This window comes from Orlajensenia flava, from assembly GCF_004801905.1.
In the GTDB taxonomy this organism is placed as follows: domain Bacteria; phylum Actinomycetota; class Actinomycetes; order Actinomycetales; family Microbacteriaceae; genus Orlajensenia; species Orlajensenia flava.
The window spans coordinates 1009672-1035330 of sequence record NZ_SSSN01000003.1 but is presented as its reverse complement, the minus strand read 5'-3'; the positions used below and the strand labels follow the sequence as shown (position 1 = coordinate 1035330).

27 protein-coding genes, 1 tRNA gene and 1 pseudogene are annotated in these 25659 nt (G+C 68.9%); 16 read left to right on the top strand and 13 right to left on the bottom strand.

The window, feature by feature from the left end:
* Positions 1-3: 3 nt before the first annotated feature.
* Genes E6C70_RS06840 through E6C70_RS06825 form a run of 4 tightly spaced genes read right to left on the bottom strand, consistent with a single transcriptional unit; the run spans position 4 to position 4806 of the window.
* Complete coding sequence (locus tag E6C70_RS06840; protein WP_136423469.1) at positions 4-945, bottom strand: SDR family oxidoreductase; 942 nt, start codon at positions 943-945, stop codon at positions 4-6.
* 42 nt (positions 946-987) lie between these two features.
* On the bottom strand, positions 988-2637 hold the full coding sequence (locus tag E6C70_RS06835; protein ID WP_136423467.1) for a DNA repair helicase XPB: 1650 nt from the start codon (positions 2635-2637) through the stop codon (positions 988-990).
* Positions 2638-2648: 11 nt separating this feature from the next.
* On the bottom strand, positions 2649-4517 hold the full coding sequence (locus tag E6C70_RS06830) for a helicase-associated domain-containing protein (RefSeq protein ID WP_136423466.1): 1869 nt from the start codon (positions 4515-4517) through the stop codon (positions 2649-2651).
* A 13-nt stretch (positions 4518-4530) separates the two neighbouring features.
* A complete protein-coding gene (locus tag E6C70_RS06825) occupies positions 4531-4806 on the bottom strand; it encodes a DUF2207 domain-containing protein (protein WP_136423464.1) in 276 nt (91 codons plus the stop codon).
* A gap of 92 nt (positions 4807-4898) precedes the next feature.
* On the opposite strand from E6C70_RS06825, the gene E6C70_RS06820 reads away from it, so the two are divergent.
* On the top strand, positions 4899-5279 hold the full coding sequence (locus E6C70_RS06820) for a cold-shock protein (protein WP_136423462.1): 381 nt from the start codon (positions 4899-4901) through the stop codon (positions 5277-5279).
* Positions 5272-6009, top strand: coding sequence for a DUF3027 domain-containing protein (locus E6C70_RS06815; RefSeq protein WP_136423460.1), 738 nt, complete (start codon positions 5272-5274; stop codon positions 6007-6009). Before E6C70_RS06820 ends, E6C70_RS06815 begins: the two co-directional genes overlap by 8 nt.
* Here E6C70_RS06815 and E6C70_RS17285 read toward each other — a convergent pair.
* Both E6C70_RS17285 and serC read right to left on the bottom strand, forming a co-directional pair.
* A pseudogene (locus tag E6C70_RS17285) lies at positions 5941-6105 on the bottom strand (DUF2530 domain-containing protein); the annotation flags it as partial. The gene E6C70_RS06815 and the pseudogene E6C70_RS17285 sit on opposite strands and share 69 nt — an antisense overlap.
* A 4-nt stretch (positions 6106-6109) precedes the next feature.
* Positions 6110-7225, bottom strand: coding sequence for a phosphoserine transaminase (serC, locus tag E6C70_RS06810; RefSeq protein ID WP_136423458.1), 1116 nt, complete (start codon positions 7223-7225; stop codon positions 6110-6112).
* A gap of 99 nt (positions 7226-7324) precedes the next feature.
* Between serC and E6C70_RS06805 the strand changes: the two genes are divergently transcribed.
* Positions 7325-8017, top strand: a complete 693-nt coding sequence (locus E6C70_RS06805) for an iron-dependent transcriptional repressor DtxR (RefSeq protein WP_136423457.1) — start codon at positions 7325-7327, stop codon at positions 8015-8017.
* A gap of 18 nt (positions 8018-8035) precedes the next feature.
* Here the strand turns inward: E6C70_RS06805 and E6C70_RS06800 are convergent, their stop codons facing one another.
* Positions 8036-8521, bottom strand: coding sequence for a GNAT family N-acetyltransferase (locus tag E6C70_RS06800; RefSeq protein WP_136423455.1), 486 nt, complete (start codon positions 8519-8521; stop codon positions 8036-8038).
* Positions 8522-8887: 366 nt separating this feature from the next.
* Between E6C70_RS06800 and E6C70_RS06795 the strand changes: the two genes are divergently transcribed.
* The 3 genes from E6C70_RS06795 to E6C70_RS06785 all read left to right on the top strand — a co-directional run bounded on the left by E6C70_RS06795 (position 8888) and on the right by E6C70_RS06785 (position 11550).
* Positions 8888-9556: a C40 family peptidase gene (locus tag E6C70_RS06795; protein WP_136423453.1), complete on the top strand. Its 669-nt coding sequence runs from the start codon at positions 8888-8890 to the stop codon at positions 9554-9556.
* A gap of 282 nt (positions 9557-9838) precedes the next feature.
* Complete coding sequence (locus E6C70_RS06790) at positions 9839-10336, top strand: HNH endonuclease (protein ID WP_136423451.1); 498 nt, start codon at positions 9839-9841, stop codon at positions 10334-10336.
* Between the two features lie 179 nt (positions 10337-10515).
* Positions 10516-11550 (top strand): CHAP domain-containing protein, encoded by a 1035-nt coding sequence (locus E6C70_RS06785; RefSeq protein WP_168770871.1) that lies wholly within the window; start codon positions 10516-10518, stop codon positions 11548-11550.
* Between the two features lie 86 nt (positions 11551-11636).
* On the opposite strand, the gene E6C70_RS06780 is transcribed toward E6C70_RS06785, so the two are convergent.
* A complete protein-coding gene (locus E6C70_RS06780) occupies positions 11637-11900 on the bottom strand; it encodes a hypothetical protein (RefSeq protein WP_136423447.1) in 264 nt (87 codons plus the stop codon).
* A 115-nt stretch (positions 11901-12015) separates the two neighbouring features.
* Here E6C70_RS06780 and E6C70_RS06775 point away from each other — a divergent pair, with 115 nt between their 5' ends.
* The 4 genes from E6C70_RS06775 to E6C70_RS06760 all read left to right on the top strand — a co-directional run bounded on the left by E6C70_RS06775 (position 12016) and on the right by E6C70_RS06760 (position 16132).
* The gene (locus E6C70_RS06775; protein WP_136423444.1) at positions 12016-13284 is read left to right on the top strand and encodes a hypothetical protein; all 1269 of its coding nucleotides are present in this window, start codon (positions 12016-12018) and stop codon (positions 13282-13284) included.
* Positions 13285-13327: 43 nt separating this feature from the next.
* Positions 13328-13402 (top strand) — tRNA-Arg (locus E6C70_RS06770).
* Between the two features lie 260 nt (positions 13403-13662).
* Positions 13663-14616 carry an amidohydrolase family protein gene (locus tag E6C70_RS06765; protein ID WP_136423442.1) on the top strand — a complete coding sequence of 318 codons (954 nt, stop codon included), beginning with the start codon at positions 13663-13665 and terminating at the stop codon, positions 14614-14616.
* Positions 14617-14650: 34 nt separating this feature from the next.
* Positions 14651-16132, top strand: a complete 1482-nt coding sequence (locus E6C70_RS06760; RefSeq protein ID WP_207670044.1) for an aldehyde dehydrogenase family protein — start codon at positions 14651-14653, stop codon at positions 16130-16132.
* Here E6C70_RS06760 and E6C70_RS06755 read toward each other — a convergent pair.
* The gene (locus E6C70_RS06755) at positions 16129-17190 is read right to left on the bottom strand and encodes a carboxylate-amine ligase (protein WP_168770870.1); all 1062 of its coding nucleotides are present in this window, start codon (positions 17188-17190) and stop codon (positions 16129-16131) included. The genes E6C70_RS06760 and E6C70_RS06755 overlap by 4 nt on opposite strands.
* 98 nt (positions 17191-17288) lie before the next feature.
* On the opposite strand from E6C70_RS06755, the gene E6C70_RS06750 reads away from it, so the two are divergent.
* Positions 17289-17744, top strand: a complete 456-nt coding sequence (locus tag E6C70_RS06750; RefSeq protein WP_136423438.1) for a hypothetical protein — start codon at positions 17289-17291, stop codon at positions 17742-17744.
* A gap of 21 nt (positions 17745-17765) precedes the next feature.
* On the opposite strand, the gene E6C70_RS06745 is transcribed toward E6C70_RS06750, so the two are convergent.
* Positions 17766-18068 (bottom strand): hypothetical protein, encoded by a 303-nt coding sequence (locus E6C70_RS06745; protein ID WP_136423436.1) that lies wholly within the window; start codon positions 18066-18068, stop codon positions 17766-17768.
* 170 nt (positions 18069-18238) lie between these two features.
* On the opposite strand from E6C70_RS06745, the gene E6C70_RS06740 reads away from it, so the two are divergent.
* From E6C70_RS06740 to E6C70_RS06725, 4 genes are all read left to right on the top strand, one after another.
* The gene (locus E6C70_RS06740; protein ID WP_136423434.1) at positions 18239-19993 is read left to right on the top strand and encodes an alkaline phosphatase family protein; all 1755 of its coding nucleotides are present in this window, start codon (positions 18239-18241) and stop codon (positions 19991-19993) included.
* Positions 19994-20075: 82 nt separating this feature from the next.
* Complete coding sequence (locus E6C70_RS06735) at positions 20076-21134, top strand: acyl-CoA dehydrogenase (protein WP_136423432.1); 1059 nt, start codon at positions 20076-20078, stop codon at positions 21132-21134.
* Positions 21131-22513: a bifunctional PIG-L family deacetylase/class I SAM-dependent methyltransferase gene (locus tag E6C70_RS06730; RefSeq protein WP_235833302.1), complete on the top strand. Its 1383-nt coding sequence runs from the start codon at positions 21131-21133 to the stop codon at positions 22511-22513. The genes E6C70_RS06735 and E6C70_RS06730 overlap by 4 nt, the downstream gene beginning before the upstream one ends.
* Positions 22510-23256: a glycosyltransferase family 2 protein gene (locus tag E6C70_RS06725; RefSeq protein ID WP_136423428.1), complete on the top strand. Its 747-nt coding sequence runs from the start codon at positions 22510-22512 to the stop codon at positions 23254-23256. The genes E6C70_RS06730 and E6C70_RS06725 overlap by 4 nt, the downstream gene beginning before the upstream one ends.
* 3 nt (positions 23257-23259) lie before the next feature.
* Here E6C70_RS06725 and E6C70_RS06720 read toward each other — a convergent pair whose 3' ends face one another.
* The 3 genes from E6C70_RS06720 to E6C70_RS17280 are packed head-to-tail and all read right to left on the bottom strand — an operon-like array spanning position 23260 to position 25164.
* A complete protein-coding gene (locus tag E6C70_RS06720; RefSeq protein WP_136423426.1) occupies positions 23260-23988 on the bottom strand; it encodes a DUF72 domain-containing protein in 729 nt (242 codons plus the stop codon).
* A gap of 2 nt (positions 23989-23990) precedes the next feature.
* Positions 23991-24392 carry a DUF4190 domain-containing protein gene (locus tag E6C70_RS06715; RefSeq protein WP_136423424.1) on the bottom strand — a complete coding sequence of 134 codons (402 nt, stop codon included), beginning with the start codon at positions 24390-24392 and terminating at the stop codon, positions 23991-23993.
* A gap of 55 nt (positions 24393-24447) precedes the next feature.
* Positions 24448-25164 carry an RNase H family protein gene (locus E6C70_RS17280; RefSeq protein WP_407921017.1) on the bottom strand — a complete coding sequence of 239 codons (717 nt, stop codon included), beginning with the start codon at positions 25162-25164 and terminating at the stop codon, positions 24448-24450.
* A gap of 75 nt (positions 25165-25239) precedes the next feature.
* Here E6C70_RS17280 and E6C70_RS06705 point away from each other — a divergent pair, with 75 nt between their 5' ends.
* Entirely contained in the window at positions 25240-25581 is a 342-nt protein-coding gene (locus tag E6C70_RS06705) for an SdpI family protein (RefSeq protein ID WP_136423422.1), read from the top strand.
* The last annotated feature ends 78 nt before the right edge of the window (positions 25582-25659 follow it).

Here is a 25659-nt window from a genome sequence, read left to right as displayed (position 1 = left end):
GTCCTAGTCGGTCGTCTCGGCGCCGGCGGCCGCCGGCAGGCTCGTCGACGTGAGGGCCTCGGCAACGGTCCACAGCGATGCGCCGAGGTCCGCCCCGCGTGCGGCGCGTGGCACGGCGACCTTCGTGGTGGGTCCGGTCATGCCGCCGAATCCGTTCGGGCCGTAATAGGAACCCTGTGGTGCATACGGATAGGTCGCCGCGAACAGGAGCGGCTCGGCGCCCTGCTCGACCCCCTGCGACGGGATGAAGGGGTTCTTGCCCGCGAACAGCGACCGGCGCGGCTTGTCGCGACCGAGGTTGGCTCCGGCGCTCTGCAGGTTGGTGCGCGTGAAGCCCGGGTGGGCGATGGTGCTCGTCAGGCCCCAGCCGCGCTCGTCGGAGACCGCGCCCAAGTGGAGACCGGCCAGGAGGTCGGCGAGCTTGGACTGCGCGTACGCCCGCCATGGGCTGTAGGAGCGCGTGAACTGCAGGTCGTCGAAATGGATGCGGCCGGGCACGGCGGCGACGCTGCTCATCCAGGTCACCCGGGGGCGCTCGGAGCGCAGCAGCAGCGGCAGCAGTCGATTGGTCAGGGCGAGCGGGCCGAGGAAGTTGGAGCCGAACTGCAGCTCGAATCCGTCGACGGTCTCGAAGCGCGTCGGCGGGGCCATCACCCCGGCGTTGTTGACCAGCACGTCGACGGGACGACCCTCGGCCGTGAGGCGGTCGGCGAATTCGCGGACACTCGCGAGATCGGCGAGATCGATGCGGCGCACGTCGAGCCGGGCATCCGGGTTCTGACGCAGGATCTCGGCTCGAGCCGTCTCACCCTTCTCGAGGGTGCGGACGGCCATGATCACCTCGCCGCCTGCCGCGGCGATGCGCCGAGCTGCCTCCTTGCCGGTGCCGCTGTTGGCTCCGGTGATGACGATGAGACGTCCGGACTGATCGGGCACGGTGTACATGGCAGGCCTCTCGGGCTGTTCGGGATGGGGCCGACCGGACGGTCAGGCGGCTTCTGCGTCGAGCGCGTGAGCGTCGAGGATGGTGTAGCTGTAGCCCTGTTCGGCGAGGAAGCGCTGGCGGTTCTGCGCGAAGTCCTGGTCGACCGTGTCGCGTGAGACGAGCGTGTAGAAGTTGGCGGTGAGCCCGGACTCCTTCGGACGCAGCAGACGGCCGAGCCTTTGGGCCTCCTCCTGGCGCGAGCCGAACGAGCCGGACACCTGGATGGCCACGGTCGCCTCGGGCAGGTCGACGGAGAAGTTGGCGACCTTGGAGACGACGAGCACCGGGGTCGTGCCCTCGCGGAACTCCTGGTAGAGCCGCTCCCGCTCGTCGACGGGGGTCGCTCCCGTGAGCTGCGGGGCGTTCAGCGCCTCGGCTAGTTCGTCGATCTGGTCGAGGTACTGCCCGATGACGAGGATGCGCTCGCCGGGGTGCCTGTCCACCAGCTGGCGCACCACGCGCAGCTTGGCAGGAGCGGTGGCGGCCAAGCGATAGCGCTCGTCGTCCGCGGCTGCGGCGTAGGAGAGCCGGTCGCTCTGAGGAAGGTCGATGCGCACCTCGTAGCAGGCGGCGGGGGAGATGAAGCCCTGAGCCTCAATCTCCTTCCACGGTGCGTCGAAGCGCTTCGGACCGATGAGGCTGAAGACGTCTCCCTCGCGTCCGTCCTCGCGCACGAGCGTCGCGGTGAGTCCGAGGCGGCGACGCGCCTGCAACTCGGCGGTGAGCTTGAAGACCGGGGCTGGCAGCAGGTGCACCTCGTCGTAGACGATGAGCCCCCAGTCGAGGGCGTCGAGCAGGGCGAGGTGGGCGTACTCGCCCTTCCGTTTGGCCGTCAGGATCTGGTAGGTCGCGATGGTGACCGGCTTGATCTCCTTGACCTGTCCGGAGTACTCGCCTACCTCGTCGGCGGTCAGTGACGTCCGCTTGATGAGCTCGTCGCGCCACTGGCGCGCTGAGACGGTGTTGGTGACGAGGATGAGGGTGTTGGTCTTCGCCGTGGCCATTGCACCCGCGCCGACGAGGGTCTTCCCGGCGCCGCACGGCAGCACCACGACGCCCGAACCGCCGTCGAAGAAGTTGGCGACAGCCTTCTTCTGGTAGTCGCGCAGCCCCCACCCGCTCTCGTCGAGTTCGATGGGATGCGGAGTGCCCGGCGTGTACCCGGCCAAGTCCTCGGCCGGCCAGCCGAGCTTCACAAGCTCCTGCTTGAGGGCCCCGCGTGCCCAGGGCTCGACGAGGAAGGTGTCGGGAGCGGGGTGGCCGATGAGCAGGGGGGCGATGCGCTTGGCATTCGCCACCTCGGTCAGGACGGGCGCGTCGGTCGATCGCAGCACGAGCTCGCCGTCATCCGTCCGCTCGATCACGAGCCGGCCGTAGCGGCCCACGGTCTCGGCGAGGTCGACCGCGACGGTCTGCGGCACGGGGAACTTGCTGTAACGCTCGAGGGTGCCGAGCATGTCGGATGCCTCATGCCCGGCCGCGCGTGCGTTCCACAGGCCCAGCCGCGTGATGCGATAGGTGTGGATGTGCTCGGGGGCCCGCTCGAGCTCGGCGAAGACAGCCAGGTCATGGCGGGCGTCCTCCGCGAGCGGGTGCGCCACTTCGAGCAGAACGGTGCGATCGCTCTGAACGATCAAAGGTCCATCAGGCATGACTGCCCAGTTTACTCTGCCCGTACTCCCGCAATGGCCGACAGGGGCAGGGTTCGTTCGATGTCGGCACGCCGATCTCGGGCTCGCATTCGGCCGTTGGCCACCGCGGTCGGTTCCAGGAGGTAGTCCGCGGTGGAGCCGCCGGGCATGCTCACGGTGACGACGAGCGAGCGCTTCTCGCGGATGGCGATCTCGATCTGACGGGCGAGCCACGCCTGTCCGGTCTCGCCCATGTCGGCGTCGAACGCGCGCAGACGGGCGACGAGCGCGAGCACTGGATCGGGCCGCTCATCGGGTGCGGGGCGATGCGCGACCTTGCGCGCGAGGTGGACGACCTGTCGGGCCGCATCCTCGGCGATCACCGGGTAGCGGGCGTCGTGGATGGCCCAGTAGACGACGCTCGGCTCGAAGCGACTGGTCAACCGGTCAGCGGCGTCGCGACGCAGAGAGAGCACGGACAGAGACGTGTCGACGAGGATCTGCCCCAGGAGGGATTCATCGTCGGAACGCACGTAGCTGCGCTTATCCGCCCCGTCGACGCCGGCTCCCACCCGCACCCGGCCATGACGTGCGGCCGTCTCGGTGATGAGATATTCGAGCGGCTGGGGCATGCCGGTCAAGGAGATGCCTCGCAGGAACTCCAGCAGGCTCGCCGCGGTCTCGCCGGCGGCCAAGGCTCGCCCGAGTGATGCCGACGTGATGCGATAGCTCGAGGCGAGCTCCCTGCTCTCGACCTCGGCGAACGTACGCAGGCGGGCGTCCACGGCCGGCGCGAGGGGACCCGGCGAGATGACCGTGAGGTCGTGCTGCAGATAGACGGACGACACCTCCGGCGGGAGCAGGGGCACCAGGGCTTCGCGCGCAGCATCGACGCGTCCGGTGACCAGAGCGTGACCGATGGCGCTCGGTGTTCCACCCGCGGTCACGCCAAGGAGCTCCGCGTCGGCGGCGAACTCGTCGATGCGGGTCTGGATCGATTCGCCGGCGGCCGGGTACAGCCAGGCGACGGTTGCCCGCAGCGCACCCCACGGCACCCGGGCATCGGCGAGGATGCGGTGCACATCGAGGGGGAGCGCTCGGTACCAAGCGGCGGCGAGACTCTCCCAGCGCTCGGGGGTGGACAGCAGGACCCAGTCGGTTCCCGTGGCCGTCGGCAGCCAGAGCGCACCGGAACGGTCGACGAGTCCGGCGCGCCAGGCAACTCGCAGCAGGTCGGGTACGCGCTCGAGCGGCACTCCCATCCGGGTCGCCAGCCGCTTGGAGTCGGGAAGTGACAGGCCGCCCTTGCCGAGTTCGCGGGCGCCGTCGACGTCGAGGGCCCCGATGAGTTCGACGATCGCCGAGAGCGACCGGAAGGCCTGCTCGGCAGCCAGCCGGTCGACGATGCGGGTGTCCACGCCGGCGGCCTGGACGGGCGACGGCGGCAGCGGTCCTGCTAGGGAGGCCGTATCCGGCAGGCCGAGCTGCGGCCAGCGACCGAGCTGATCGGTCACGCCGCGGTAGGCGACGATCCCGTCCGGGGTCAGGCCGCAGAGCAACAGGGCGGCAGCCGCTTCGGCATGGGATCGAACCTCCTGCTCGGAGATCGTCGACCTCCGCAGCTCGCTCAGTCGCTGCGCCACCGCATGGACGGGAACCGCTGCGACATCCTGCCCCGCTGTGGGTCGTTCGGCGTCCGACAGCTCGCCTGCGACGGCGAGCACCGCGAGCCGGGTGCGGTCGAACGGCGCGAGGGCCGCTTGTACGGATTCGGGCGTGAGGAGCGCGTCGGCGAGGTCGAAGAAGTCGCGGATGCCGGCGCCAGACACTCCACGGGCGCGCAGGGCGTCTGCGAGCGCCTCGTCGCTCAGCGCCTGCGCATCCGCCGCGAGCGCGATCATGCGACGGCGGAGCTCAGCTGCGCTCCTGGCGGATCTCGCGGCTGCGCCGCACACTCGACATGATGAGGAACACGATCAGCAGAATGATGCCGATCGGGAAGCCGATGAGCGGGAAGATCAGCACCGCGGGCCAGACACCCCTCGTGAAGTCCGGACCCTGCATGCCGCTGGCCGTGCCGATGATCACGGCGATGAAGGCGAGGATCGACAGGCCGATGACGCCGGCCATCATGAACGCCAGGATTCGCTCGGAACGGTTGCGGCCCACGACGGGAGAGGGGTTGCTCACTTGATCAAGATTACCTTGAACCGTCGTTCCCCTAAACTGGACGGTGGACGGCGCCGCGACTCGGCGCGCCCGCATACCGATCGAGGTGCAACATGCCCACCGGCAAAGTCAAGTTCTACGACGACGACAAGGGTTTCGGCTTCATCAGCTCTGATGATGGCGCCGAGGTCTTCCTGCATGCCTCCGCGCTGCCCGCTGGTGCGATCGTCAAGGCGGGCACCCGTTTGGAGTTCGGTATCGCCGACGGCAAGCGCGGCGCCCAGGCGCTCTCGGTGCGCGTGCTCGACGCACCGCCGAGCCTCGTGAAGATGAGCCGCAAGAAGGCCGACGACATGGCGATCATCGTGGAGGACCTCGTGAAGGTGCTCGACGGCATCGGCGGAGACCTCCGTCGCGGCCGCTACCCCGAGTCGGGCAAGGGTCGCACGATCGCTGCGATGCTGCGCCGGGTTGCCGACGATCTGGATGCCTGAGCCCGAGGACGAGACGACTCCCGCGGCGGTGCACTTCGACGCGGCGACGGCCGACGAAGCGTCTTCGGACGCGTTGTCGACCGAAGCCTCCCTGCCCGACGAGGAGCTCCTCGGCGCCGTCGAGCTCGCGCGTGCCGCACTGCTGGAGATCACCACCGCAGACACCATCGGCGACCCCGCCGGCCATCTGGTCGAGGGTGAGAATGCCGTGTCGCTGCTGTTCCAAGCGACCATGACCGGCTATCCGGGTTGGTTCTGGACGGTCAGCGTCGGACGCGTCGCCGGTGAGGAACCCACGGTGCTCGAGGCCGAGCTCATGCCGGGCGATGACGCCTTGCTCGCGCCCGAGTGGGTGCCGTGGTCGGACCGTCTCGCCGACCTCGCGGCGCAGGAATCCGATGATGACGAGTCGGACGATGACGAAGATTCCGACGACGATGATGACGACTCGGACGACGATGACGACGACGCATCGGATGACGATGATGACGAGTCGGACGACGAACCCGACTACGACTACGACGACGACGTGGACATCGACGTGTTCGGCGACGAGTCCCCGGCGGCCGACGGAGAGGACGACGCCGTCAGCTCAGGCGCGACGCCGCATGACCTGGACGACGACGATGCCGATGACGCCGATCACGCACCCGATGATGCAGGTGAGCAACCACCAGCCGTCGGGGTCGATGGCGTCGCCCAGGCTCAGCACGACGACGAGAGCGAGTAGCCAGGCGGCGGTGCCGGCCGCGACCGCCTTGCGCCCGTCCGCCCGAGCCGGTTCGGGGTCGGGAAGACGCTCGTCGTCCTTCAACCAGAGCCGCATCGCCTCAGCGTAGCGCGCCGACCACGTACTCGATCGAGGCGACGAGGGCGCGCACGTCGTCGGGTTCGATCGCCGCGAAGGTCGCGAAGCGCAACTGGTTGCGACCGAGCTTGCGATACGGCTCGGTATCGACGATCCCGTTCGCCCGCAGCACGGCTGCCACGTCCGCCGCCTTGACGTCATCGACGAAGTCGACGGTGACCACCACGGGCGATCGATCGGATGCCTCCGTCACGAACGGCGTCGCGTAATCGACGCGCTCCGCCCATTCGTAGAGCACTCCCGACGACTCGGCTGTTCGTGCCGACGTCCACGCCAGGCCGCCGTTGCCGTTCATCCACTCGACCTGGCTCTCGAGCAGGAGCAACGTGGAGAGGGCGGGCGTGTTGAGCGTCTGGTCGAGCCGGGAGTTGTCGACGGCGTTCTTGAGGCTGAGGAACTCGGGGATGTAACGGTCGGATGCCGCGACGCGCTCGATGCGCTCGATGGCGGCGGGCGAGAGCAGGGCGATCCACAGTCCGCCGTCCGACGCGAAGTTCTTCTGCGGAGCGAAGTAGTAGGCGTCGACGGCCGACGCGTCGAAGTTGATTCCTCCCGCGGCACTCGTCGCGTCGATCACGGTCAGCGCTCCGTCGTCGCCTGCGACGCGCACGACCGGCGCGGCCACGCCGGTGGAGGTCTCGTTGTGCGTCCACGCGTAGACGTCAACGCCTTCGACGGCCTCCGCCTCGGTGCGCGTTCCCGGAGCGACGCTGCGGACATCCGGTGCCTGCAGCCACGGTGCCGCAGCCGCAGCGGCGAACTTTCCGCCGAACTCGCCGAACACGAGGTTCTGGCTGCGCTGATCGATGAGGCTGAACGCCGCAGCATCCCAGAAGGCGCTTGAACCGCCGTTGCCGAGCACGACCTCGTATCCGTCCGGAGCGCGGAATAGCTCGGCGAGACCCGCGCGCACCCGGCCGACGAGCTGCTTGACGGGAGCCTGACGGTGGGAGGTGCCGAGGATCGCGGCCCCGGGTCCGGCGAGGTAGGCGAGCTGTTCGGCACGGACCTTGGACGGCCCACAGCCGAACCGTCCATCCGCAGGCAGCAGCGACGAGGGAATGGTCAGCTCAGGCATGCGTTGATTCTAAAGGCGGTGCCCGATGCGTGACGTCGGGCGTCACCACCGGACGGGTAGGCTGAGCGCGGCACGTTCGAGAAGAAGGGGAGGCGCGCGTTGACGGATCTCATCGACACCACGGAGATGTACCTCCGCACCATCCTCGACCTCGAGGAAGAGGGCATTGTTCCCCTCCGCGCCCGCATCTCGGAGCGCCTGGGCCACTCCGGTCCCACGGTGTCGCAGACCATCGCCCGCATGGAGCGGGACGGGCTCGTCGTCGTGTCGGGCGATCGCCACCTCGAGCTCACCGCATCCGGCCGCAGCAAGGCCGTGCACGTCATGCGCAAGCACCGCCTCGCCGAACGTCTGCTCGCCGACGTGATCGGACTCGAGTGGGAGTACGTGCACGAGGAGGCCTGCCGCTGGGAGCACGTGATGAGCGAGCAGGTCGAGCGCAAGCTCATCGACATCCTCGGCAGCCCCACCGAGTCTCCGTACGGCAACCCCATCCCCGGACTCGAGGAGCTTGGCGCCGCGCCGGCGATTCCCTTCATGAACGGCGTCGTCAACGTCGTGCAGCTGGTGGCAACGGATGCGCAGCCGACCCGGGCCACCATCCGTCGTCTGGCGGAGCCCGTGCAGTTCGACCCCGAGCTGCTCAGCCAGCTCAAGCAGTTCGGCATCCTCCCCGGCGCCGAGGCGGTCTTCTCCTCCGCCGGGTCGTACGTTCGCGTCGAGGTCGACGGAGCCGAGGGCGGCCTCGAGTTGCCCAGCGAGGTGGCCGGCCACATCTTCGTCGAGGCCTGATCTTCCGCTGATCGCCGGTCAGACGTCGCGGTACAGGATGTTGAGCCCGACGCGACCCTGGGTTGCATGCTCGAAGGCACCCGGCACGGTGCCGACGAGGCGAAATCCGAGCGACCGCCACAGGTGCATGGCTCGCTCGTTGGTCGCGACGACGGCGTTGAACTGGATGCCGTGATAGCCCTCCCGTCGGGCCCACTCGATCAGGTAAAGACCGAGAGCGCGGCCGACGCCGCGCCCGGCAGCCGACGGATTGACCATGAAGCTACCGGTCGCGATGTGCGACCCGCGACCGGGGCGGTTGGGGCCCATCTTCGCTGAGCCGAGCACTCGATCGCCGTCGACGGCAACCACTGTGCTGCTGGGCGGCTTCTCCATCCAGAGCGCCGCGGCTTCCTCCTCCGACAGGCCATCGGGGTAGGCGTACGTCTCGCCGGCCGCCACGATGTCGCGGAAAAAGGGGTAGACCTGCGGCCAGTCCCGTTCGGTTGCGTCTCGGATGATCATCCACCACAGCCTAGGATCCGGTGGCCGCCGTGACGTGTACCCCGGCCGGGGGTACGTGCCCTGAGAAAGCGCTCCCAATCCATGCGATCGCATGCTCTCGATGTGACTTGGCCGACCACGTCACGTAGCGTCGATCGGGTCCCACAGGCCGGAAAGTGGCCGAAGGACCCGGATCAAGACGCCTCCCATCCTCGTCTCTTGAAGGCCGGTACGCACGCGATTTCGCAGTGGGACGGGGCAGCATCGCTGCCGGAGGCGCCGGAGGTAACGTTGGCTTCTCTTTCCCCCGCCCGAACCGTCCCGAGCTCGAGCACCCCGACATCGCGTCGATCCCCACGCCGCCGCATCGCGGCCAACCTCACGGTCATGGGGATCGCTGCCGGACTGGTCGCGACGATCGCCCTGCCGGCCTACGCCGTCGCGCCCGGGTCTCAGGAGGCCGCGCACCAACGCACCGCGACCACCGACCAGATCAATGCCGACGCCCAGAGTGTGACGGTCGACGATCGGGCCGCCACCATCACGGTCTCCCGTGACGGATACGCCGCGACCTCCAAGGCCGACATCGACGCGGCGGCCGCAGCGGCGGCAGCGGCGACGGCTGCAGCCACCGCCCGCACGCAGATGGCGTCCTACGCCACCTCGTACTCCGGCCCCTCGGTGAGCGACCTGCTCGCGAACCCCCCGCACCCGAGCTTCGACCTCGCCTCCGTCTACAGCGTGGCGCAGCAGTACCAGGGTGTGCCCTACGTCTACGGCGGCAACACCCCGGCCGGCTTCGACTGCTCGGGCCTCGTGCAGTACGTCTACGCCCAGTTCGGCGTCTCTTTGGCGCACTCCGCGAGCGCACAGGGCGCTGCGGGCACGCGCATCTCGCTTGCCGACGCGCAGGCGGGCGACCTCGTCATCATGTCGGGCCACGACGGGTTCTACGCGGGGAACGGCAACATCCTGCACGCGCCATCCGAGGGGTCATCCGTTCGCGTACAGCCCATCTGGACGAGCGACTACTACATCGTCCGGCTCGGTATCTGATCGTTCATCTGATCGAAACGTGTCTCGGCGCGCCACGACCCGAGTGTTGCTCGGAACAGGTCTAGCCTGAAACCCTGACGATCCGAGTCCTCGGGAGAACCGATGAGTGAGCAGCAGTCCATCCGCATCACGGATGAGCGCTGCGCGTTCACGTGTCGGCAATCGAGTCGCGCACATCTTCATCATCCGCATGGTGAAGGGGCACTGTCTGTCTGACAGTGCCCTTTTTTGTTGCCTTCTCGCCTTTTCCGCAGTGCTCGTCTCGTCGGAGAGAGGGAGACCATGCGCACATTGGTTCTGAATGCCGGCTACGAGCCGCTCGCCGTCGTGTCGTTCAAGAGGGGCCTCATGCTCGTGATGAACGGCAAGGCGACCACTCTCTACACGGATGCCGAGCACCCCGTCTGGGCGACATCCGGAACCTGGGACAGACCGTCGGTCATCCTCCTCAAGCGCTACGTGCGGGTGCCGTACGGCCGGGAGATCCCGGTGAGCCGACGCGGTGTCCTGCGGCGTGACGATCATCGTTGCGGCTACTGCAGCAAGGCGGCCACGACGATCGACCACGTGTTCCCCCGATCCAGGGGAGGGCGGGATTCGTGGGAGAACCTGGTGGCGTGCTGCGTGCGTTGCAACAACCTGAAGGCCGACAGGACACCGGGCGAGATGGGATGGGAACTGCGCGTGCGACCGCAGATGCCGCAGGGGACGGCGTGGATGGTGCGCGGGTTCGAGCGGTCGGAACCGACCTGGAACGAATTCCTCGCGCTGGCCGCCTGACCTGTGGATGGATCGTCTTCGGCGACCGGCCGTCACCTCACCGTGACAATCAGGCCGGTCTCACGTAGTCTTGGGCGAGTTGTCCGGCCCGGGTCCCCCTCTCGCGTCACCGGAACAGCCAGTACGACCACCCCCTGCCAGACGACGCGGCGCACCTCGTGTGCCTCGGAGGAACAGCTGTGACAGAACCCGGTACCCCCGAGCGGCCCGTCAGCGGCCCCCAGGAGTCCACCGGCGGCAGTGCCGCGGAGTCGTTGCCGACCCGCCGCGAACTGCGCGCTCAGCGTGAGGCTGCCGCGAACGCTCCCACCGAGAAATCGTCGGATGTCGTGCCCGTTCGCCGTGTACCGGCGGGTGCGGCGCCGCAGGTGCCAGTCGGGCCTACGCCTCCCGCGGCTTCGGCGAAGCCGCAACCGACGTCGCCCAAGCAGCTCGGTGCGACCGCGCCGAACACCCACCCCGCCTCGAAGAAGCCGGCTCGTAAGAAGAAGAGCCTGCTCAGCGGAGTCCTCACCCTGGCCGTCGTTCCCGGACTGTTCCTGACGGTCGCCCTTCCTGCCTATGCGTTCGCTCCCGGCACCGGCGAGACGCAGTTCGCCGAGTCGTCGTCGCACCTGGTCGCGGAGAAGGATTCGCAGGGCGTCGACGTCCCCAGCGTCGCGGCCAACGTGACGGTGGCGCGTGACGGCTACACCGCGGTGAGCGGCGCCGAAATCCGCGAGAAGGTCGCGCAGGCTGAAGCAGCTGCCCGAGCCCAGGCCGCTGCGGAGAAGTCCGCGGCAGCCGGAGCGTACTCCGCCCCAGGCCCGCGTCAGGAGGGCGACGACTACCCGTGGCCCGGCGGCTCGGTGGGCAGCCTCTCCCCGCTCAACTACGAGTACCGCGAGTGCGTCGACTTCGTCGCCTGGCGCCTGAACCGCGATCTCGGAGCCACCTCTCCGTTCCGCTGGGTCTGGTCGAACCTCACGCCGGGCGGGGGAAGTGCGTGGGAGTGGCCCGACGCGTGGTACTCGCACGGTTGGCAGGTCAGCCACGCTCCCATCGTCGGAGCCGTCGCCTGGTTCACCTACAACCACGTCGCGTACGTGCAGTCGGTCAACAGCGACGGAACGGTCACGATCGAGGAGTACAACCAGAACTCCGATCACAATTACCACCGCCGCACCATCCCAGTTGGTGGCGCGGACCTCTACCTCTACCCGCCGCCCACCTGATCGGCGGCGCCCGACCGGCACTCGCAGGTCTCCCGCTCGCGGACGCGCTCGAGAAGAGCTGCTGCCAGCGATCTCGGTGATCGACGTCAGCGACCCGGTGTGGCGCGCGCCACACGGAGCGTGTCGGCATCCGTCTCGTCGAGGGTCGGCCGTGGCAACGTGACGCGGGTGCGTGCGTCGAAACGAGCGGTGAAGGTGCTCGCCGCGCCATCGGGACGCTCGACGAACACCTTGCGGCCGTCGCGGATGCGGGTGACCTTGGTGACGGTGAAGTCGGTTCCGTGGGCATTGACCATCACATCGCCCGCGCGGAGCGAACCGGCGGGCACGTAGGCAGTCGTGGGGTTCATGGTGAGATCGTCTCACCACCCGCCGACACGGGAGGCGGTGCGCGGGCGGGGGTCGCGACCGTCGGAGGCCGGGTGTGGCAGGATTGCCCGACGCACTGAATCAGGGGGATGCCGCGTGACGAGTTCCGACCCGCTTCTCGATCCGGTTGACTCGGAGAGCACGACGAACAAGCCTGCCTCCGACGTCGTCGCGGCCGACACGCCGTCCGTCGAGTCAGCGCCGCCCGTGGAATCGGCGCAGCCATCCGTCGATCGTTCTCGGCGCAGCTGGAAGACTCCGCTCGTCATCGTGGGCACGGCGGCCGCGGTGGCGGGAGTCGTGGCGCTCGTCGTCACGGGCTGGACCGGGCTGTCCGACGCGCATCGGCGCATCGGCGCCGACCTGGCGACGGCCGAGCAGCGGCTCGCGGTCGTCGATCGGGGTGTGCTGAGCGGTACGACGGCCGCATCCGACACCCAGAAGATCGCCGCCGGCCTGACATCGCTCGACCTCTCGTCGTTTGCGGATGCGAACTCCCTAGCCGCGCTCGGAAAGGCGACCGCCGCTGCTGACACTCGGCTGACCGCCGCGGCCAGGCAGAAGCACACGGCCGTCGACGTTGCGCAGGCGAGCTTGTTCTGGCCGTGGGACATCCTGGTCGACTCCGAGCGGATGAAGCGGGGACTGGCCAGCACGAACGCGGACGCCGCCGAGAGCCGCCGGACCATCACGGGGTTGCGCGACTCCGCCAAGGAGGTGGAGAAGTCCGGCCTCGCCGTGGCGACGGAGGTGGGCAAGAGCCTGCCGTCGGTGCTGGGTGCGTATCCGTCCGCCCGCAACACCGCGCGAGACGAGCTCCATCGCGCATCCGACGTGCTGCGCGTTCCGTACTGGGACAGCGCCGACACGGATGTCGCGTCCTACCTGCACGCCGTCGACGACCTGCGCTCGACGCAGGAGGCGGAGCTCGCCGAGAAGCAAGGGCCGCTCCTCGCCAATCGTCAGGCGGCCGAAGAGTTCGCCCGCTCGATCTCAGGCGGTGTGATGCTCGACTTCGACTGGGCCGACATCGTGATCGGGTACGGCGACGGCGACAGCATGGCCGGCACCGCGCAGGACACGTGGTACACGCCGGACGAGGTGTACTCGACCATCACCCTGACCAACAGTGTCGCCGCGCTGTGGAACGACGGCAGCGATCGTTCGCAGTCGCTGGTCGCTCACGAGGTCGGCCACGCGATCCATCCCAAATGCTTCGGCATCTACCCCGACGACGAAGCGACCGAGGAGCTCTGGGCGACGGCGTGGTCGATCAGCTGGGGCCACACCAGCGACGCGAACGGCACCCAGGCTTACGGCCGCCCTGCCGACTCCCTCATCGCGACGGCAGCCACCTGCCGCTGACTCGGCCAGCACTCGGCACCGGCTAAACTCGTGACGGTTGCCGGCCTCTGTAGCTCAATGGAAGAGCAGTTCCGTCCTAAGGAAAGGGTTGGGGGTTCGAGTCCCTCCAGGGGCACCAATGCCCGCTCCATGCAGCAGACTCGCGGTCGGGATGCGGGGAGGATCGCGCGCATCGTTGCCGCCGCCCCTCGTTCGGCTGATCCGAACCTCCCGCAGCACTCGATGTCGCCTAGTGCGACCAGCATGAGCGCCGTCTGCGGCAGGTCTATAGGATATAGCATACGGCGCGCAGCCGGTGGTGCTGGTCGCACCGGGCGCGGTGATTCGGAAGTTCGGTCGCACGCTCCATCCAGCCGCCCAATGACGGGAAGGTTCTCTGTGAAGGTCATCGCCATCGAGGAGCACATGCTGCCACGCGACATCCTCGCATCCGCCGGAATCGACCTCGGGCTCCGCGCTGGGAAACGAGCGGCGCAGCTCGATGACGTCGGCGAGGGACGCCTGCGGATCATGGACGAAGCCGGCATCGACGTGCAGGTGCTGTCGGCACTCAGCTACTTCGTGCAGGATCTCGAGCCGGAGCAGTCCGTGCCGCTTCACCGCGGGCTGAACGATCGATTGGCGAGCGCGGTCGCCGAGCATCCGTATCGGTTTCGCGCGTTCGCCGCCCTGCCCATGACCGACACCGCCAAAGCCGTCGACGAGCTCACGCGCTGCGTCGACGAGCTCGGCTTCGTCGGCGCCATGATCCACGGTCAGACCAACGGGGTCTTCCTCGACGATCGATCCGTACGCCCCATCCTGGCGGCCGCAGCACGACTCGACGTTCCGATCTACCTCCACCCGGCGCCGGCGCCGCTCGTCGTGCAGGAGGCGTACTTCTCCGGCCTCGCGCCCGAGGTCGCCGCCTGCCTGTCGACCTCCGGATGGGGCTGGCACGCGGAATGCGGCATGCACGTGCTGCGGATGGTGGCGGCCGGAGTGTTCGAGGAGCTGCCCGATCTCAAGGTCATCGTCGGCCACATGGGGGAGGGCCTGCCGTTCCACCTCGACCGCATCGAGAGCATGCTGAACCCCGTCGTCACCGGGCACACGCTCAGCATCGCCGAGACATTGCGGCGAAACCTGTACCTCACGACATCCGGCTACAACACGGATGCTCCGCTGCTCTGCGCCCTCTCCGCCTTCGGCGTCGACCACATCATGTTCTCGGTCGACCACCCGTTCGGAGACAGCGCGCGGGCGACCAGCTACCTGCGCTCGGCTCCGGTAGATGCGGGCGATCGGGAGAAGATCGCTCACGGCAACGCCGAGTCGTTGCTCCGGATCTGACGCATCCGTTCCCACCGATCAAGCAAGGATTTCCATGACGATCATCGACATGACGGGCACCTCCACCGTCACCTCGCATTTCATCAACGGCGCGTGGACCGACTCCGGCGGACCGACGTTCCCGGTGCGGAATCCGCTCGACGACGAGCTCGTCGCCGACGCGGCGGCCGGCTCTGCTGCGGATGCCGAGGCGGCGGTCACGGCGGCCGCCGCGGCGTTCCCATCATGGGCGGCTATGGCGCCCGGTACGCGACAGGCGTTGTTCCTCAGGGCAGCAGACATCGTCGAACGTCGTCAGGAGGAGCTGGTGCAGCTCATGGCGGTCGAGGGTGGAGCCAGCCGAGCGTTCTCCACCTTCCAGATCCGGCTCTCGGCGGCCATGCTTCGCCAGGCGGCGAGCTGGGGCTACCTACCGGTCGGCGACGTCATCCGCAGCGACACACCGGGCAGGACGGCGACCGTCACCCGCAAGCCGCTGGGCGTCGTGGCGGGGTTCACCCCGTGGAACGGCGCGTTCTACCTGGCGTGGCGCACCTTCCTGCTGCCGATGGCGTTCGGCAACACGACCGTCATCAAGCCATCGGAGCTTGCTCCGATCTCGTCGGGCCTCATCCACGCCGAGATCCTGCAGGAGGCCGGCTTCCCCGCCGGCACCTTCAACGTCGTCACCAACGCGCCCGGCGACGCGGCGGCCATCGCCGAGGTGTTCTTCACCAGCCCGGCGGTGCGCTGCATCAACTTCACCGGATCGGACAAGACCGCCCGCATCCTCGGCGAACGAGCCGGCAGGGCGCTCAAGCGCATGGTGCTCGAGCTCGGCGGCTTCAACCCCGCCATCATCCTCGAAGACGCGGATGTCGAGGAGTCCATCAAGGCCGTGACCTTCGGCGCCTTCCTGCACCAGGGGCAGGTGTGCATGAACACGCGCAAGGTCTACGTCGCCCGCTCCCTCCACGACGAGTTCGTGTCCGGCCTGGCCGAGCGGGTGCGTGCGCTCAAGACCGGGGACCCGACCGACCCGGCCGTCATCATCGGCCCCCTCATCAACGACCACGCCGTCGAGCAGATCGACGCTCGCGTCACGGACGCCGTCGACCGCGGCGCGACGCTCGTCACCGGCGGGAAGGTCGAGGGTCGGGTCTACCAGCCGACCATCCTCACCCACGTGCCCGCGGATGCGATCTGCACGACCGGGGCCGACGAGACCTTCGGGCCCCTGCTCGTCGTCGAGGCGTTCGACGATGCCGAGACCGCGTTGCGCGACGCGCAGGACACCCCGTACGGGCTCAGCGCCTCGATCATGACGCGCGATCGGGTCCGCGGCCTGGCGATGGCGGAGCGGTTCGACTCGGGAATCGTGCATGTGAATGCTCCGACGATGGCGAGCGAGGCGGCGCTGCCGGTTGGTGGCGTCAAAGACAGCGGATGGGGTCGGTCGGGCTACTACTCCATCGAGGACTTCACCGAGCTCCGCCTGACCACGATGAGCAGCGAGCCCGGGCGGTATCCGTTCTAAAGGTGGGCGAGAAGGTCGCCGAGACCGTCGCGCCCTCCGCGCGCGTAGGCACGGCGTTGCCGGTCGGCACCCGTTCCATCCGCGATGGTCCTGTCCACGAAGGCGGCAACGCGCTCGTGGTCCCCGTGAGCCTCCAACCCGGGTTTCGCGACCTGCAGCAACCGGCGCACGACCTCGGCGGCCGGGCGCATCGACCCGGACGCGGGATCGACCAGGCCAGCGCTCATCCCGTACCGAGCGGCATGCCAGAGGGCGGCGTCGAGCAACTCCTGCGGCAAGGCGGGTTCGTCATCATCCGATGGCGAGGCGATCACGCCGCGCGTGAGGAGCGCGAGCGGGATGCTCGTCGTCGCGTCCAGCTGGGCGTCGAAGACGCGCACTTCGACCGTCGGATACTTCGCCGAGGGGCGGGCTGCCCAGTTCAGCGTGCCGATGTCGGTAGTGCCGCCGACCCCCAGCAGGCGAGTGGCACGAGCGTCGTAGTCGTCCGCGTCGCGGAAGTACGGAGGGATGCCGCTGGTGGTCCAGCGCCGGATGTGGATGCAACGCCAACTCGCGAAGCCGGTGTCCCTGCCGTGCCAGAACGGGGAGTTGCCCGAGAGGGCGAGGAGCGCGGGCAGCCAGGGCCGCAGGCGGTTACTGGCGCGAATGGCGGCTTCTCGGTCGGGAACGCCGACGTGCACGTGCAGCCCGTTCAGTTGATGGTCGGCGACGATCGCTCCGAAGTGATCGGCGATGTCGAGATATCGCGCCCCCGGTGTCAGGCGCGCGTCATCCGTCACGTCGAAAGGCAGGCCGACGCCGGCCGCGACCACGCCGAGCCGGGTCGCGATCTCAGCGAGCGCCACGCGGAACGAGCCGAGCTCACGCGAGGCGTCCTCAGACGTGGACAGGATGGGCGACGCGTACTCGAGCTGAGAAGCGTAGAACTCCGATGTGACGAAAGGCGCGTGGACCGTCACCCGCACGGCCTCGATGACCTCCGCGGCCCGGCCGACCGGGGCGAGCGTGCGCGGGTCGAGGAGCATGAACTCCTCTTCGAGCCCGATCGTCGTCATCGCCACCTTCCTCGGTCGTGATCGCATCACGTTAGTGCATCCGTCGCGACCCCGGGCAAGACGTTGACGCGGCGCTGCGTGAGGCGGAGTGTTGCAGTATGACGTCACGCACTGTCCGCAGCGAGGGCGAATCGCCGGATGACGACCACCAGCGTCCGGCGGGAGTCACCGACGCGACCGTCGAGGCGCTCGGCAAACTCTCCGAGGCTCTCGAGGTGGCGGAGGACGCTCGCGGTCACCTCTATGCGTTCCACCGCCTCACCGGCCAAGCCGACCTCGCACTGGGCGATGCGGTCGACCTGCTGCAGGCGGCCGGGCACACCGAGCTCGCCGACCGCATCTCCACAGAACTCGTAGGGCTCAATGTCATCGAGGGGCGCTGGTCGTTCCAGATCGTCGAGGAGTATGACGACGGATACCGCGACACGTTCGTCGCGCTCGAGCGTGAAGCGCGGGACGAACTGGTGGGCGGCAGGCGTCACCTCTTCGAAGCCGAGATGAAGGAGAAGCGCCGAACGCACGGTCGAGACGGGCATGAAGCGCGGCCGACGTGATGCGGCCGCGCTCCCGAGGGCTCAGCTGCGCCCGGGCATGTTGAGATCTGCCGGATCGACATCGATGTCGCCGCCATCATCCGGGCCACCGGTTCCGGGCACCGCGTTGATGCCCGAGCGGTCGATGTCCTCATCCACCCCCGCCGGCATCGGATCGGCCTGCTTCGCCGCCGTCTCCGACTCGCTCGACGGGCTCTCGGTGGTGTCCTTGGCGACGGCCGCCGCGGAGTTCTCGACTTCACCGCCGGCCTGGTGCTGAAAGTCGGCATCCGTGATCGCGCCGCTGGCGATGTCGGGGTCGTTGTGACCGTTCGTGTTGCTCATCGTGTTCCTCGTCTCCGTCCCCGGCGGGGCTCGATACGACCGTAGATCGACCGACGCGCGCGGGCGAGGCGGTTGACTTCCCCGTCCAGCGGGCGAACGGATGCCGTCGTTCGCCCGCATCCGTCGCTCAGGTGGCCGTACGCTTTAACCAGCACAAGAGGGGAACAGCAGTGCCCGAGCCGACGACACCTCCCGCCGACCGCGGCGCATCGAAGCGCGCCGGCACGTCGCGACGCGACTTCTTCCGGGTCGCCGGCATCGGCGCGGCCGGCCTCGCGGCGGGCGGCGCCGTCACCGCAGCGGCAAAAAGCGGCCTCGACCCGAGGGAGGATCTCGGCTTCACGCCACTGAAGAAGCGCTCCGAGCCGGGTTTCGACCACGTCGTCGTGCTGATGTTCGAGAACCGCTCGTTCGACCACCTGCTGGGCCGCCTGTACGCCGACGGCGGCCTGCGCGCCGGTCAGTCGTTCGAGGGCGTCGACGAGAGGGTGCACTCCAACCCCGGTATCGACGGAGTGCCGGTGGCAGCCCACGTCTACACCGGGTCCACCGACGAGATCATGGCCCAGCCCGATCCCGACCCGGGCGAGTTCTACCCTCACGTGAACACTCAACTGTTCGGCGGATTCGATCCCGAGACCAACTCCGACCTGTTGCGCCACGGTGTGGTCGCCCCCTGGAATGCGCCAGCCGACACCAGATCGCCCACCATGGACGGCTTCGTCAAGGACTACGCCGTCAACTTCGCGCTGACGCGTGGTCGGGCACCGAGCGCAGTCGAGGCCGCGAACGTGATGGGCGGGTTCACGCCCGAGATGCTGCCGGTCTTCTCGACGCTCGCGCGTGGCTTCGCCGTCTACGACCACTGGTTCGCGGCGGTTCCCTCTCAGACCTTCTGCAACCGCTCCTTCTTCCACGCCAGTACCGCGCACGGTTTCGTCACGAACGGCGGCCCCGGGTACATGAGCAAATGGCTCGATGCCCCTGCGGTTCCCACCATCTTCAATCGGCTCGAGGACGCCGGCCTCAGCTGGCGCGTCTACTACGACGCCGACCAGGTGGTCTCGCTCACCGGCTTCCTCAGCGCGCCCTCCATCGAGAAGTACTGGAAGAGCAACTTCCGCAGCATGGAGCAGTTCCACAAGGATGTGGCCGACGGCAACCTGCCCGAATACTCCTTCGTGGAACCGCGCATGGTGTTCGACCACAACGACATGCATCCGCCGGTCAGCAAACCGCTGGGGGCCCACGCGGCGGGCAAGGATCAGCCGATGCCCAGCTACGAGGTGGCTCTCTCCGATCTCCGCGCCGGCGAGTCCCTCCTCGCCGAGGTGTACACCTCGATCAAGAACGGCGAGTCGCACTCCGGGTCGAACGCCATGAACACGGTCCTGCTCGTGACCTTCGACGAGCACGGCGGACTCTACGACCACGTCGCGCCGCCTCCCGCCGCTTCGCCGTCCAAGAGACGCGAAGAGGGCGAGATGGGCTTCACGTTCGACCGGCTGGGACTCCGGGTCCCGACCATCGTCGTCTCCGCATACACGCGCGCCGGCACCGTCATCAACGAGACGATGCATCACGGCTCGCTCGCCAAGACGCTCTGGGAGATGCACGGACTCACGCCGCTGACGGAACGCGATGCCACCGCCACCTCCATCTTCAACGCCGTGAACCTCGAGAAGCCGAGGCAGCCGGTGCTGTGGCCGACGGTCGGCAAGCCCTACGTCCCGCCCAACCCGGAGGCGAAGCCCGACAGCCGCAACGCCCAGGACACCGAGCGCCCGCTGACGCCTCCTGCCCTCGGTCTCATCGGCATCATGTTGGCCAAGTACGAGCCCGAAGCCCCCTTGCCCGACAACTTCGCCGACGCGTACGCGGTGCTGAAGAAGCACGGTGACGGTTTGTTCGGCACCACCGACTGAGTCGGTCCCTCCGTCCGTAGCGCCCCCGCCCTGTCGAGTCCAGCCCCCTCGGTGCACGTCGGGGCCCTGTGATGATCGGAAGATGACTCCTGTGCCCCCGGCGCCGCTCGTGCTCTCGCTCGGCGACGAGCCTTCCCGCCGGGTGACGGATGTCGTGGCCGCCTCGACAGGCGTGCCGGGACTCGGAGTGGATGTCGACGCGACGCTCGCGCTAAGCGTCTCGGTCGGGTCCGACCTCTACTCCGGCGGTCGCCCCACCCACCGCGAGGTGTGGGAGGTGCTCGCGAACACGGCGCTTCAGGATGTCGCTGCCGCGCGCATCCTCGAGCCCCACCTCGATGCGCTCGCCATCCTGTCCGATGCCGGAAGCCCCGAGCTGGCGGCAATCGACGCGGACGCCGGGTCGACGTGGGGAGTGTACGCCGCCGAAGGACGGGGGATGCGCCTCGAGGCGACCCGTGACGGCGACGCCTGGTCCATCACGGGAACCAAGCCGTGGTGCTCTCTAGCGGGCCGACTGTCCCACGCCCTCGTCACCGCACACCTCGACGGCGGAGAGCGCGGGCTGTTCGCCGTCGACCTGCGCTCGACCGGAGTGAGCCCGCACGACGGTCCGTGGGTCGCGCGCGGGCTCAGCGGCATCGTGAGCGCTGCCGTCGACTTCGACGCCGCCGCGGCTGTACCGGTCGGCGGACCCGGCTGGTACCTCGAGCGACCCGGCTTCGCCTGGGGCGGCATCGGGGTCGCCGCGTGCTGGTGGGGCGGCGCCATCGGGCTCCTCGAGTGGCTCGCCGCCGCGGCATCCGCGACCGACGAGCCCCTGACGGCGATGCACCTCGGGGCGGCCGACGCGGCTCTCTGGGGTGCGCGCGCGGCGCTCGCGGACGCGGCCGATCGAGCGGATGGACGTACCGGCATCGCGCCGACCGTCATCGCCGGTCGCGCGCGATCAGTCGTCGCGACCGCCGTCGAGCAGGCGCTCCTGCACTCCGCGCACGGCCTCGGACCCGGACCCCTCACGTCCGACGAGGCGTACGCGCGCCGGGTCGCCGACCTGCAGGTGTACGTGCGCCAGCACCACGCCGAGCGCGACGACGCGTCACTGGGTCGCAAGGTCGCGGCGGGTGGAACGCTGTGGTGAGCTTCGACCATCGTGACCCCGGCACGCCCGAGAAGGACTGGTCGGCGACGTTCGCGGGGCATCCGTTCGCCGATTTCGAGTCGTCCTGCCGGGCCCTCGTCGTCGTGGCCGCCCATCCCGATGACGAGACGCTCGGTGCCGCCGGACTCATCGCCCAGACGCACGCCGCCGGAGGATCCGTCACGGTCGTCGTGGCGACCGATGGCGAGGGCTCCCATCCCGATTCGCCGACACGCACGCCTCGCGAGCTCGCAGCGGCACGTCGTGGGGAGCTCGTCGCGGCGGTCGATGCGCTGGCTCCCGGCGCTCGGATCGTGTTCCTCGGGATTCCGGATGGCGGGCTGCGTGAGAACACCGAGATCTTGGCCAGCGGCCTCTCGGCCGCCGTGCACTCGACCGGGTCCGAGCCGGTGGACACCCTTGTCGTCGCGCCATGGACGGCCGATGGCCATCGCGACCACCGCATCGCCGGGGAGGTATCGGAGGCCGTCGCCGCGGAGGCCGGCGCCCGATATGCCGGATACCCGATCTGGTTCTGGCACTGGGCCCGGCCCGGCGACCTGCCCCGCGGCGACGTGCGGCTCCTGTCGCTCACCGATGATGCGCGCTCGACCAAGAGGCTCGCGATGCGCGCGCACGCGAGTCAGGTCGAGCCGCTCTCCTCGAACGAAGCAGACTCGGCCGTCGTCGGACCGCGCATGCTCGAGCACTTCGACCGGGAGTTCGAGACCTTCGTTCTCGCGGCCACGGGGGCGGCCGAGGGCGGCGACGGCGACAGTCTCGGCTCGGACTTCTTCACCGACTTCTACGCGGACCGCGATGATCCGTGGGGCTTCGAGACACGCTGGTACGAGGAGAGGAAGCGGGCCGTCACGGTGGCGTCCCTGCCTCGCCCCCGGTACCGATCGGCGCTCGAGGTCGGATGCTCGACAGGAGCGCTGACGCAACTTCTCGCCGCGCGGGCGGAGCGCATCCTCGGGGTCGACATCGCCGAGAAGCCACTGGTGAGAGCGCGCGAGCGCCTCGACGACGTGCCGTCGGCAGCATTCGCCCGCATGGACGTGCCGAGGGAGTGGCCGACCGACGAGTTCGACCTCGTGGTGCTCTCCGAGGTGGGCTACTACTGGTCCCCTGCTGACCTCGATCGGGCCCTCGCCTACGTCGACGAGTCGCTGACGCCGGACGGCCATCTGCTCGCCTGCCACTGGCGGCATCCGGTCGCGGAGTATCCGTCGAACGGGGATGAGGTGCACGCGCGCATCCGCCGATCTCCGGGACTCACCCGCCTGGCGTCTCACGTCGAGGAGGACTTCGTGCTCGAGGTGTTCGGGCGTTCCGGCGCTCGTTCGGTAGCGCGAGAGACAGGCCTCCTCCCGTGACGGCCGCGCTGGACGGCGTCGTGGTGGTCATCCCGGTGCACGACGAGGAGGCCCTCCTCGGTCGATGCCTGGTCGCCATGGACGAGGCGAGAGCGGATGCCGCGCGCCTCGCTCCCGACGTGCCGGTCAGTGTCACGGTCGTTCTCGACGAGTGCTCCGACCAGTCGGCCGCCATCGCCGCGCGCTTCGATGTCGAGGTCGTCACGGTGCACGCCCGCGCGGTCGGATTCGCCCGGTCGGCTGGCGTCACCGCAGCCCTTCGCGAGGCAGCGGAACCCTCCGCCGTCTGGATCGCCAACACCGATGCCGACTCGGCGGTTCCGTCGAACTGGCTCACCGTCCAGATCGACCTCGCCAGGCAGGGCGTCGACATCATGGTGGGCACGGTGCGCCCCGACGTCGCCGACCTCACCGACGAGCAGCTCGACGCCTGGCGTCTCACCCACGTGCCTGGTGTGGCGAACGGACACGTGCACGGCGCGAACCTCGGCATACGGGCGGATGTCTACCGCCGCGCCGGCGGCTTCGCGTCGGTGCCCGAGCACGAGGACGTGCAGTTGGTGGAGCATGCCGTCCTCGCCGGCGCGCGGGTCGAGGCTACCGACGCCTGCTGGGTGCTCACGTCCGGTCGACCGGTGGGACGCACTCCCGGGGGCTACGCGGGTTACCTGCGTGACGGGCTCCTGACGCGGGCCGAGGGCATCCGGCTCGAAGCCGCTCGCGCCGCTCGACTCTCGGCGTGACGCTCAGACTCCGAGCATCCGTCTCAGGGTCGACGCGTTGCGTACCGCGTTGCCGCCCCCGTCGTTGTTGAAGTAGGCGAAGACGTCGCGGCCGGCGTGCTCCCATTCGCGGATGCGGTCGGCCCACCAGCCCAGGTCGGCGTCCGAGTACGACCCGCCGTAGAGGTGGTCGTGGTCTGGCCCGTGCAGGCGCAGGTAGACCAGATCGGACGTGGCCCGCAGAATGCACGGGAGGCCGGCGCCGCTCATCACGCAATACGCGACACCGCGGCGTTCGAGCAGCTCGAAGACCGCATCGGTGTTCCAGCTGTCGTGGCGGAGCTCCACGGCCATGCGCATCCACCACGGTCGCCGGTCGAGGAAGTAGGCCAGCCGGTCATCGTCGCGCTCGAGTGACGGGGGCAGCTGCACGAGGATGGCACCGCGGCGCTCGCCGAGGTCGTGCCAACCGGCGCTCATCCGTTCGAGCCAGACCTCGGGGGAGTAGAGGCGTTTGCCGTGGGTGAGCCCGCGCGCCGCCTTCACCGAGAGCAGAAAGCCCTCGGGCAGGCGACGCCGCCAGTTCCGGAACGCCGCCGTCTGCGGCCATCGGTAGAAGCTCGCGTTGAGCTCGGCGGTGCGGAAGGCACTCGCATAGCGCTCGAGACGATCCCGCGCCGGCAGCCCGGGCTCGTAGAGCACGCCCTCCCAATGGTCGTACGACCAACCCGACGTGCCGATCGTGACGACCACGGTCACATGCTGTGGAACACCCGGAAGGAGGTGGGCGTGCAGGTGTAGGTGGCGTTGCCGACCTGGTGCACGCCATCGCCCAGCCGCTGGCAGGTCAGCGCCGCGTCGACGAGCATCGGGATGGTGAGCGCGGCGATCAGCACGGCGATGGCGATTCCGATCGACGCGATGATGATTCCGGCGAGCGCGAAGCCGTTGCCCGAGCCCGCCCGCTTCGAGCGCACGAGGGCGACGATGCACAGAACCAGCCCGGCCAGATTCAGCACGGCGAAGAACGACAGGGCGAACCCGACGATGCCGAGGGTTCGGCCCGGCACGACGGGAGCGGGCTGCTGGAGTGGGGGCGGCGGTGGGCCGACAGGGGTCGACGATGAGGGGTCGCCGAGCGGCGTGAGGGAGGTCATGTCGTCATCATGCCGTACTGGCGGGCTCCGCGATGTCGACAGCGGGTGATCGTTGTCAGATCAGCCCACGCAGGGCTTCCTCGACAGAGAGGCCCTGCGCGCGGGCGCGACGTTCGATGCGGGCGTGCTCGTCGGCGGTGAGCCGAACGGTGACGTCGACACTCTCGGCTGCGGGTGCGGCGTCCTCGAACAGGGTCGGCTGGGCACTCGGCCGCACCGGAGTGGCTGCCGGCTCTGCCCTTGCGGCCGGAGCAGCCTTTGCCGGATCCGCGGATGCCGCCCCGGGATAGCCGGGTCCGCTCGGCACGGCGGTCCCGCGCTGATAGGCCTCGGCGGCTCCGCGGGCGCGCTCGTCGGCCGCCTCATTGAGCGGATGGCCGGCGTGGCCCTTGATCCACTCGAACCGGTAACGCCGCCCGGCGATGGCCGCGTCCAGCTCCTTCATCAGCTCGAGGTTGAGCACCGGCTTGCCATCGCCCTTGCGCCATCCCTTGCGCTTCCAGCCGGGCATCCACTTGGTGACCGAGTTGATGACGTACTGGCTGTCGCACAGCACGAGGAGGTCGTCATCGACGTGCGCCGTAGCCGTGAACAGCTCGAGCACCGCGGTGAGTTCGCCGATGTTGTTGGTGCCGTGCTTCCATCCGCCGGCCGCCCAGGTGTTCTCGTCGACGTACCAGGCCCAACCGGCAGGACCGGGGTTGCCGAGCGCGGAACCGTCGGCGGCGGCGATGATCGTCACGGATGCTCCAAGCGCTGGGGGACCCTCCATGCTATTCGAGCCTGCGCGCGCCCGTCGCTCCGGGGTGAACGTGACAGCGCCCGCGGTGAAGGACAGGATGAGGGCATGCACACACAGGATGCGGCCAGCGGTCTGGCCCTGATGGGATGGGTCTTCACCGGATTGCTGCTGCTCGTCGCCGTCATCTGTTTCGCCGCCGCCCGCGGCGTGATAGCGCTCAACAGCGTGGTCGGGCTCCGCGTTCCCGCCCTCACACGTAGCGAGGACGCCTGGCGCTCCGGACACGCGGCCGGACAAGCCCCTGCACTGGTGGCGTTCGCCGTTGCGCTCGTCTTCAGCACCCTCGGACTCGCTTCCCCGCTCGCCTACTGGGGGACGCTCGCCGTGTTCCTCGGTGGGCTCACATGGATAGTCATCCGTGCAACCAACGCGGCCAACGCCGCGTGATCTCCGCGTGGTGTGGGATCAATCCGACGCCGATCCTCGAGTGTGATGCGATTGAGTCGCCATCCTGATCGGGTTCAT

Coding starts and splice junctions, on each gene's coding strand:
- E6C70_RS06840 (WP_136423469.1), bottom strand. CDS start 945: ATGTACACCGTGCCCGATCAGTCCGGACGTCTCATCGTCATCACCGGA.
- E6C70_RS06835 (WP_136423467.1), bottom strand. CDS start 2,637: ATGCCTGATGGACCTTTGATCGTTCAGAGCGATCGCACCGTTCTGCTC.
- E6C70_RS06830 (WP_136423466.1), bottom strand. CDS start 4,517: ATGATCGCGCTCGCGGCGGATGCGCAGGCGCTGAGCGACGAGGCGCTC.
- E6C70_RS06820 (WP_136423462.1), top strand. CDS start 4,899: ATGCCCACCGGCAAAGTCAAGTTCTACGACGACGACAAGGGTTTCGGC.
- E6C70_RS06815 (WP_136423460.1), top strand. CDS start 5,272: ATGCCTGAGCCCGAGGACGAGACGACTCCCGCGGCGGTGCACTTCGAC.
- serC (WP_136423458.1), bottom strand. CDS start 7,225: ATGCCTGAGCTGACCATTCCCTCGTCGCTGCTGCCTGCGGATGGACGG.
- E6C70_RS06800 (WP_136423455.1), bottom strand. CDS start 8,521: ATGATCATCCGAGACGCAACCGAACGGGACTGGCCGCAGGTCTACCCC.
- E6C70_RS06795 (WP_136423453.1), top strand. CDS start 8,888: ATGGGGATCGCTGCCGGACTGGTCGCGACGATCGCCCTGCCGGCCTAC.
- E6C70_RS06790 (WP_136423451.1), top strand. CDS start 9,839: ATGCGCACATTGGTTCTGAATGCCGGCTACGAGCCGCTCGCCGTCGTG.
- E6C70_RS06780 (WP_136423447.1), bottom strand. CDS start 11,900: ATGAACCCCACGACTGCCTACGTGCCCGCCGGTTCGCTCCGCGCGGGC.
- E6C70_RS06760 (WP_207670044.1), top strand. CDS start 14,651: ATGACGATCATCGACATGACGGGCACCTCCACCGTCACCTCGCATTTC.
- E6C70_RS06755 (WP_168770870.1), bottom strand. CDS start 17,190: ATGACGACGATCGGGCTCGAAGAGGAGTTCATGCTCCTCGACCCGCGC.
- E6C70_RS06750 (WP_136423438.1), top strand. CDS start 17,289: ATGACGTCACGCACTGTCCGCAGCGAGGGCGAATCGCCGGATGACGAC.
- E6C70_RS06745 (WP_136423436.1), bottom strand. CDS start 18,068: ATGAGCAACACGAACGGTCACAACGACCCCGACATCGCCAGCGGCGCG.
- E6C70_RS06735 (WP_136423432.1), top strand. CDS start 20,076: ATGACTCCTGTGCCCCCGGCGCCGCTCGTGCTCTCGCTCGGCGACGAG.
- E6C70_RS06715 (WP_136423424.1), bottom strand. CDS start 24,392: ATGACCTCCCTCACGCCGCTCGGCGACCCCTCATCGTCGACCCCTGTC.
- E6C70_RS17280 (WP_407921017.1), bottom strand. CDS start 25,164: ATGGAGGGTCCCCCAGCGCTTGGAGCATCCGTGACGATCATCGCCGCC.
- E6C70_RS06705 (WP_136423422.1), top strand. CDS start 25,240: ATGCACACACAGGATGCGGCCAGCGGTCTGGCCCTGATGGGATGGGTC.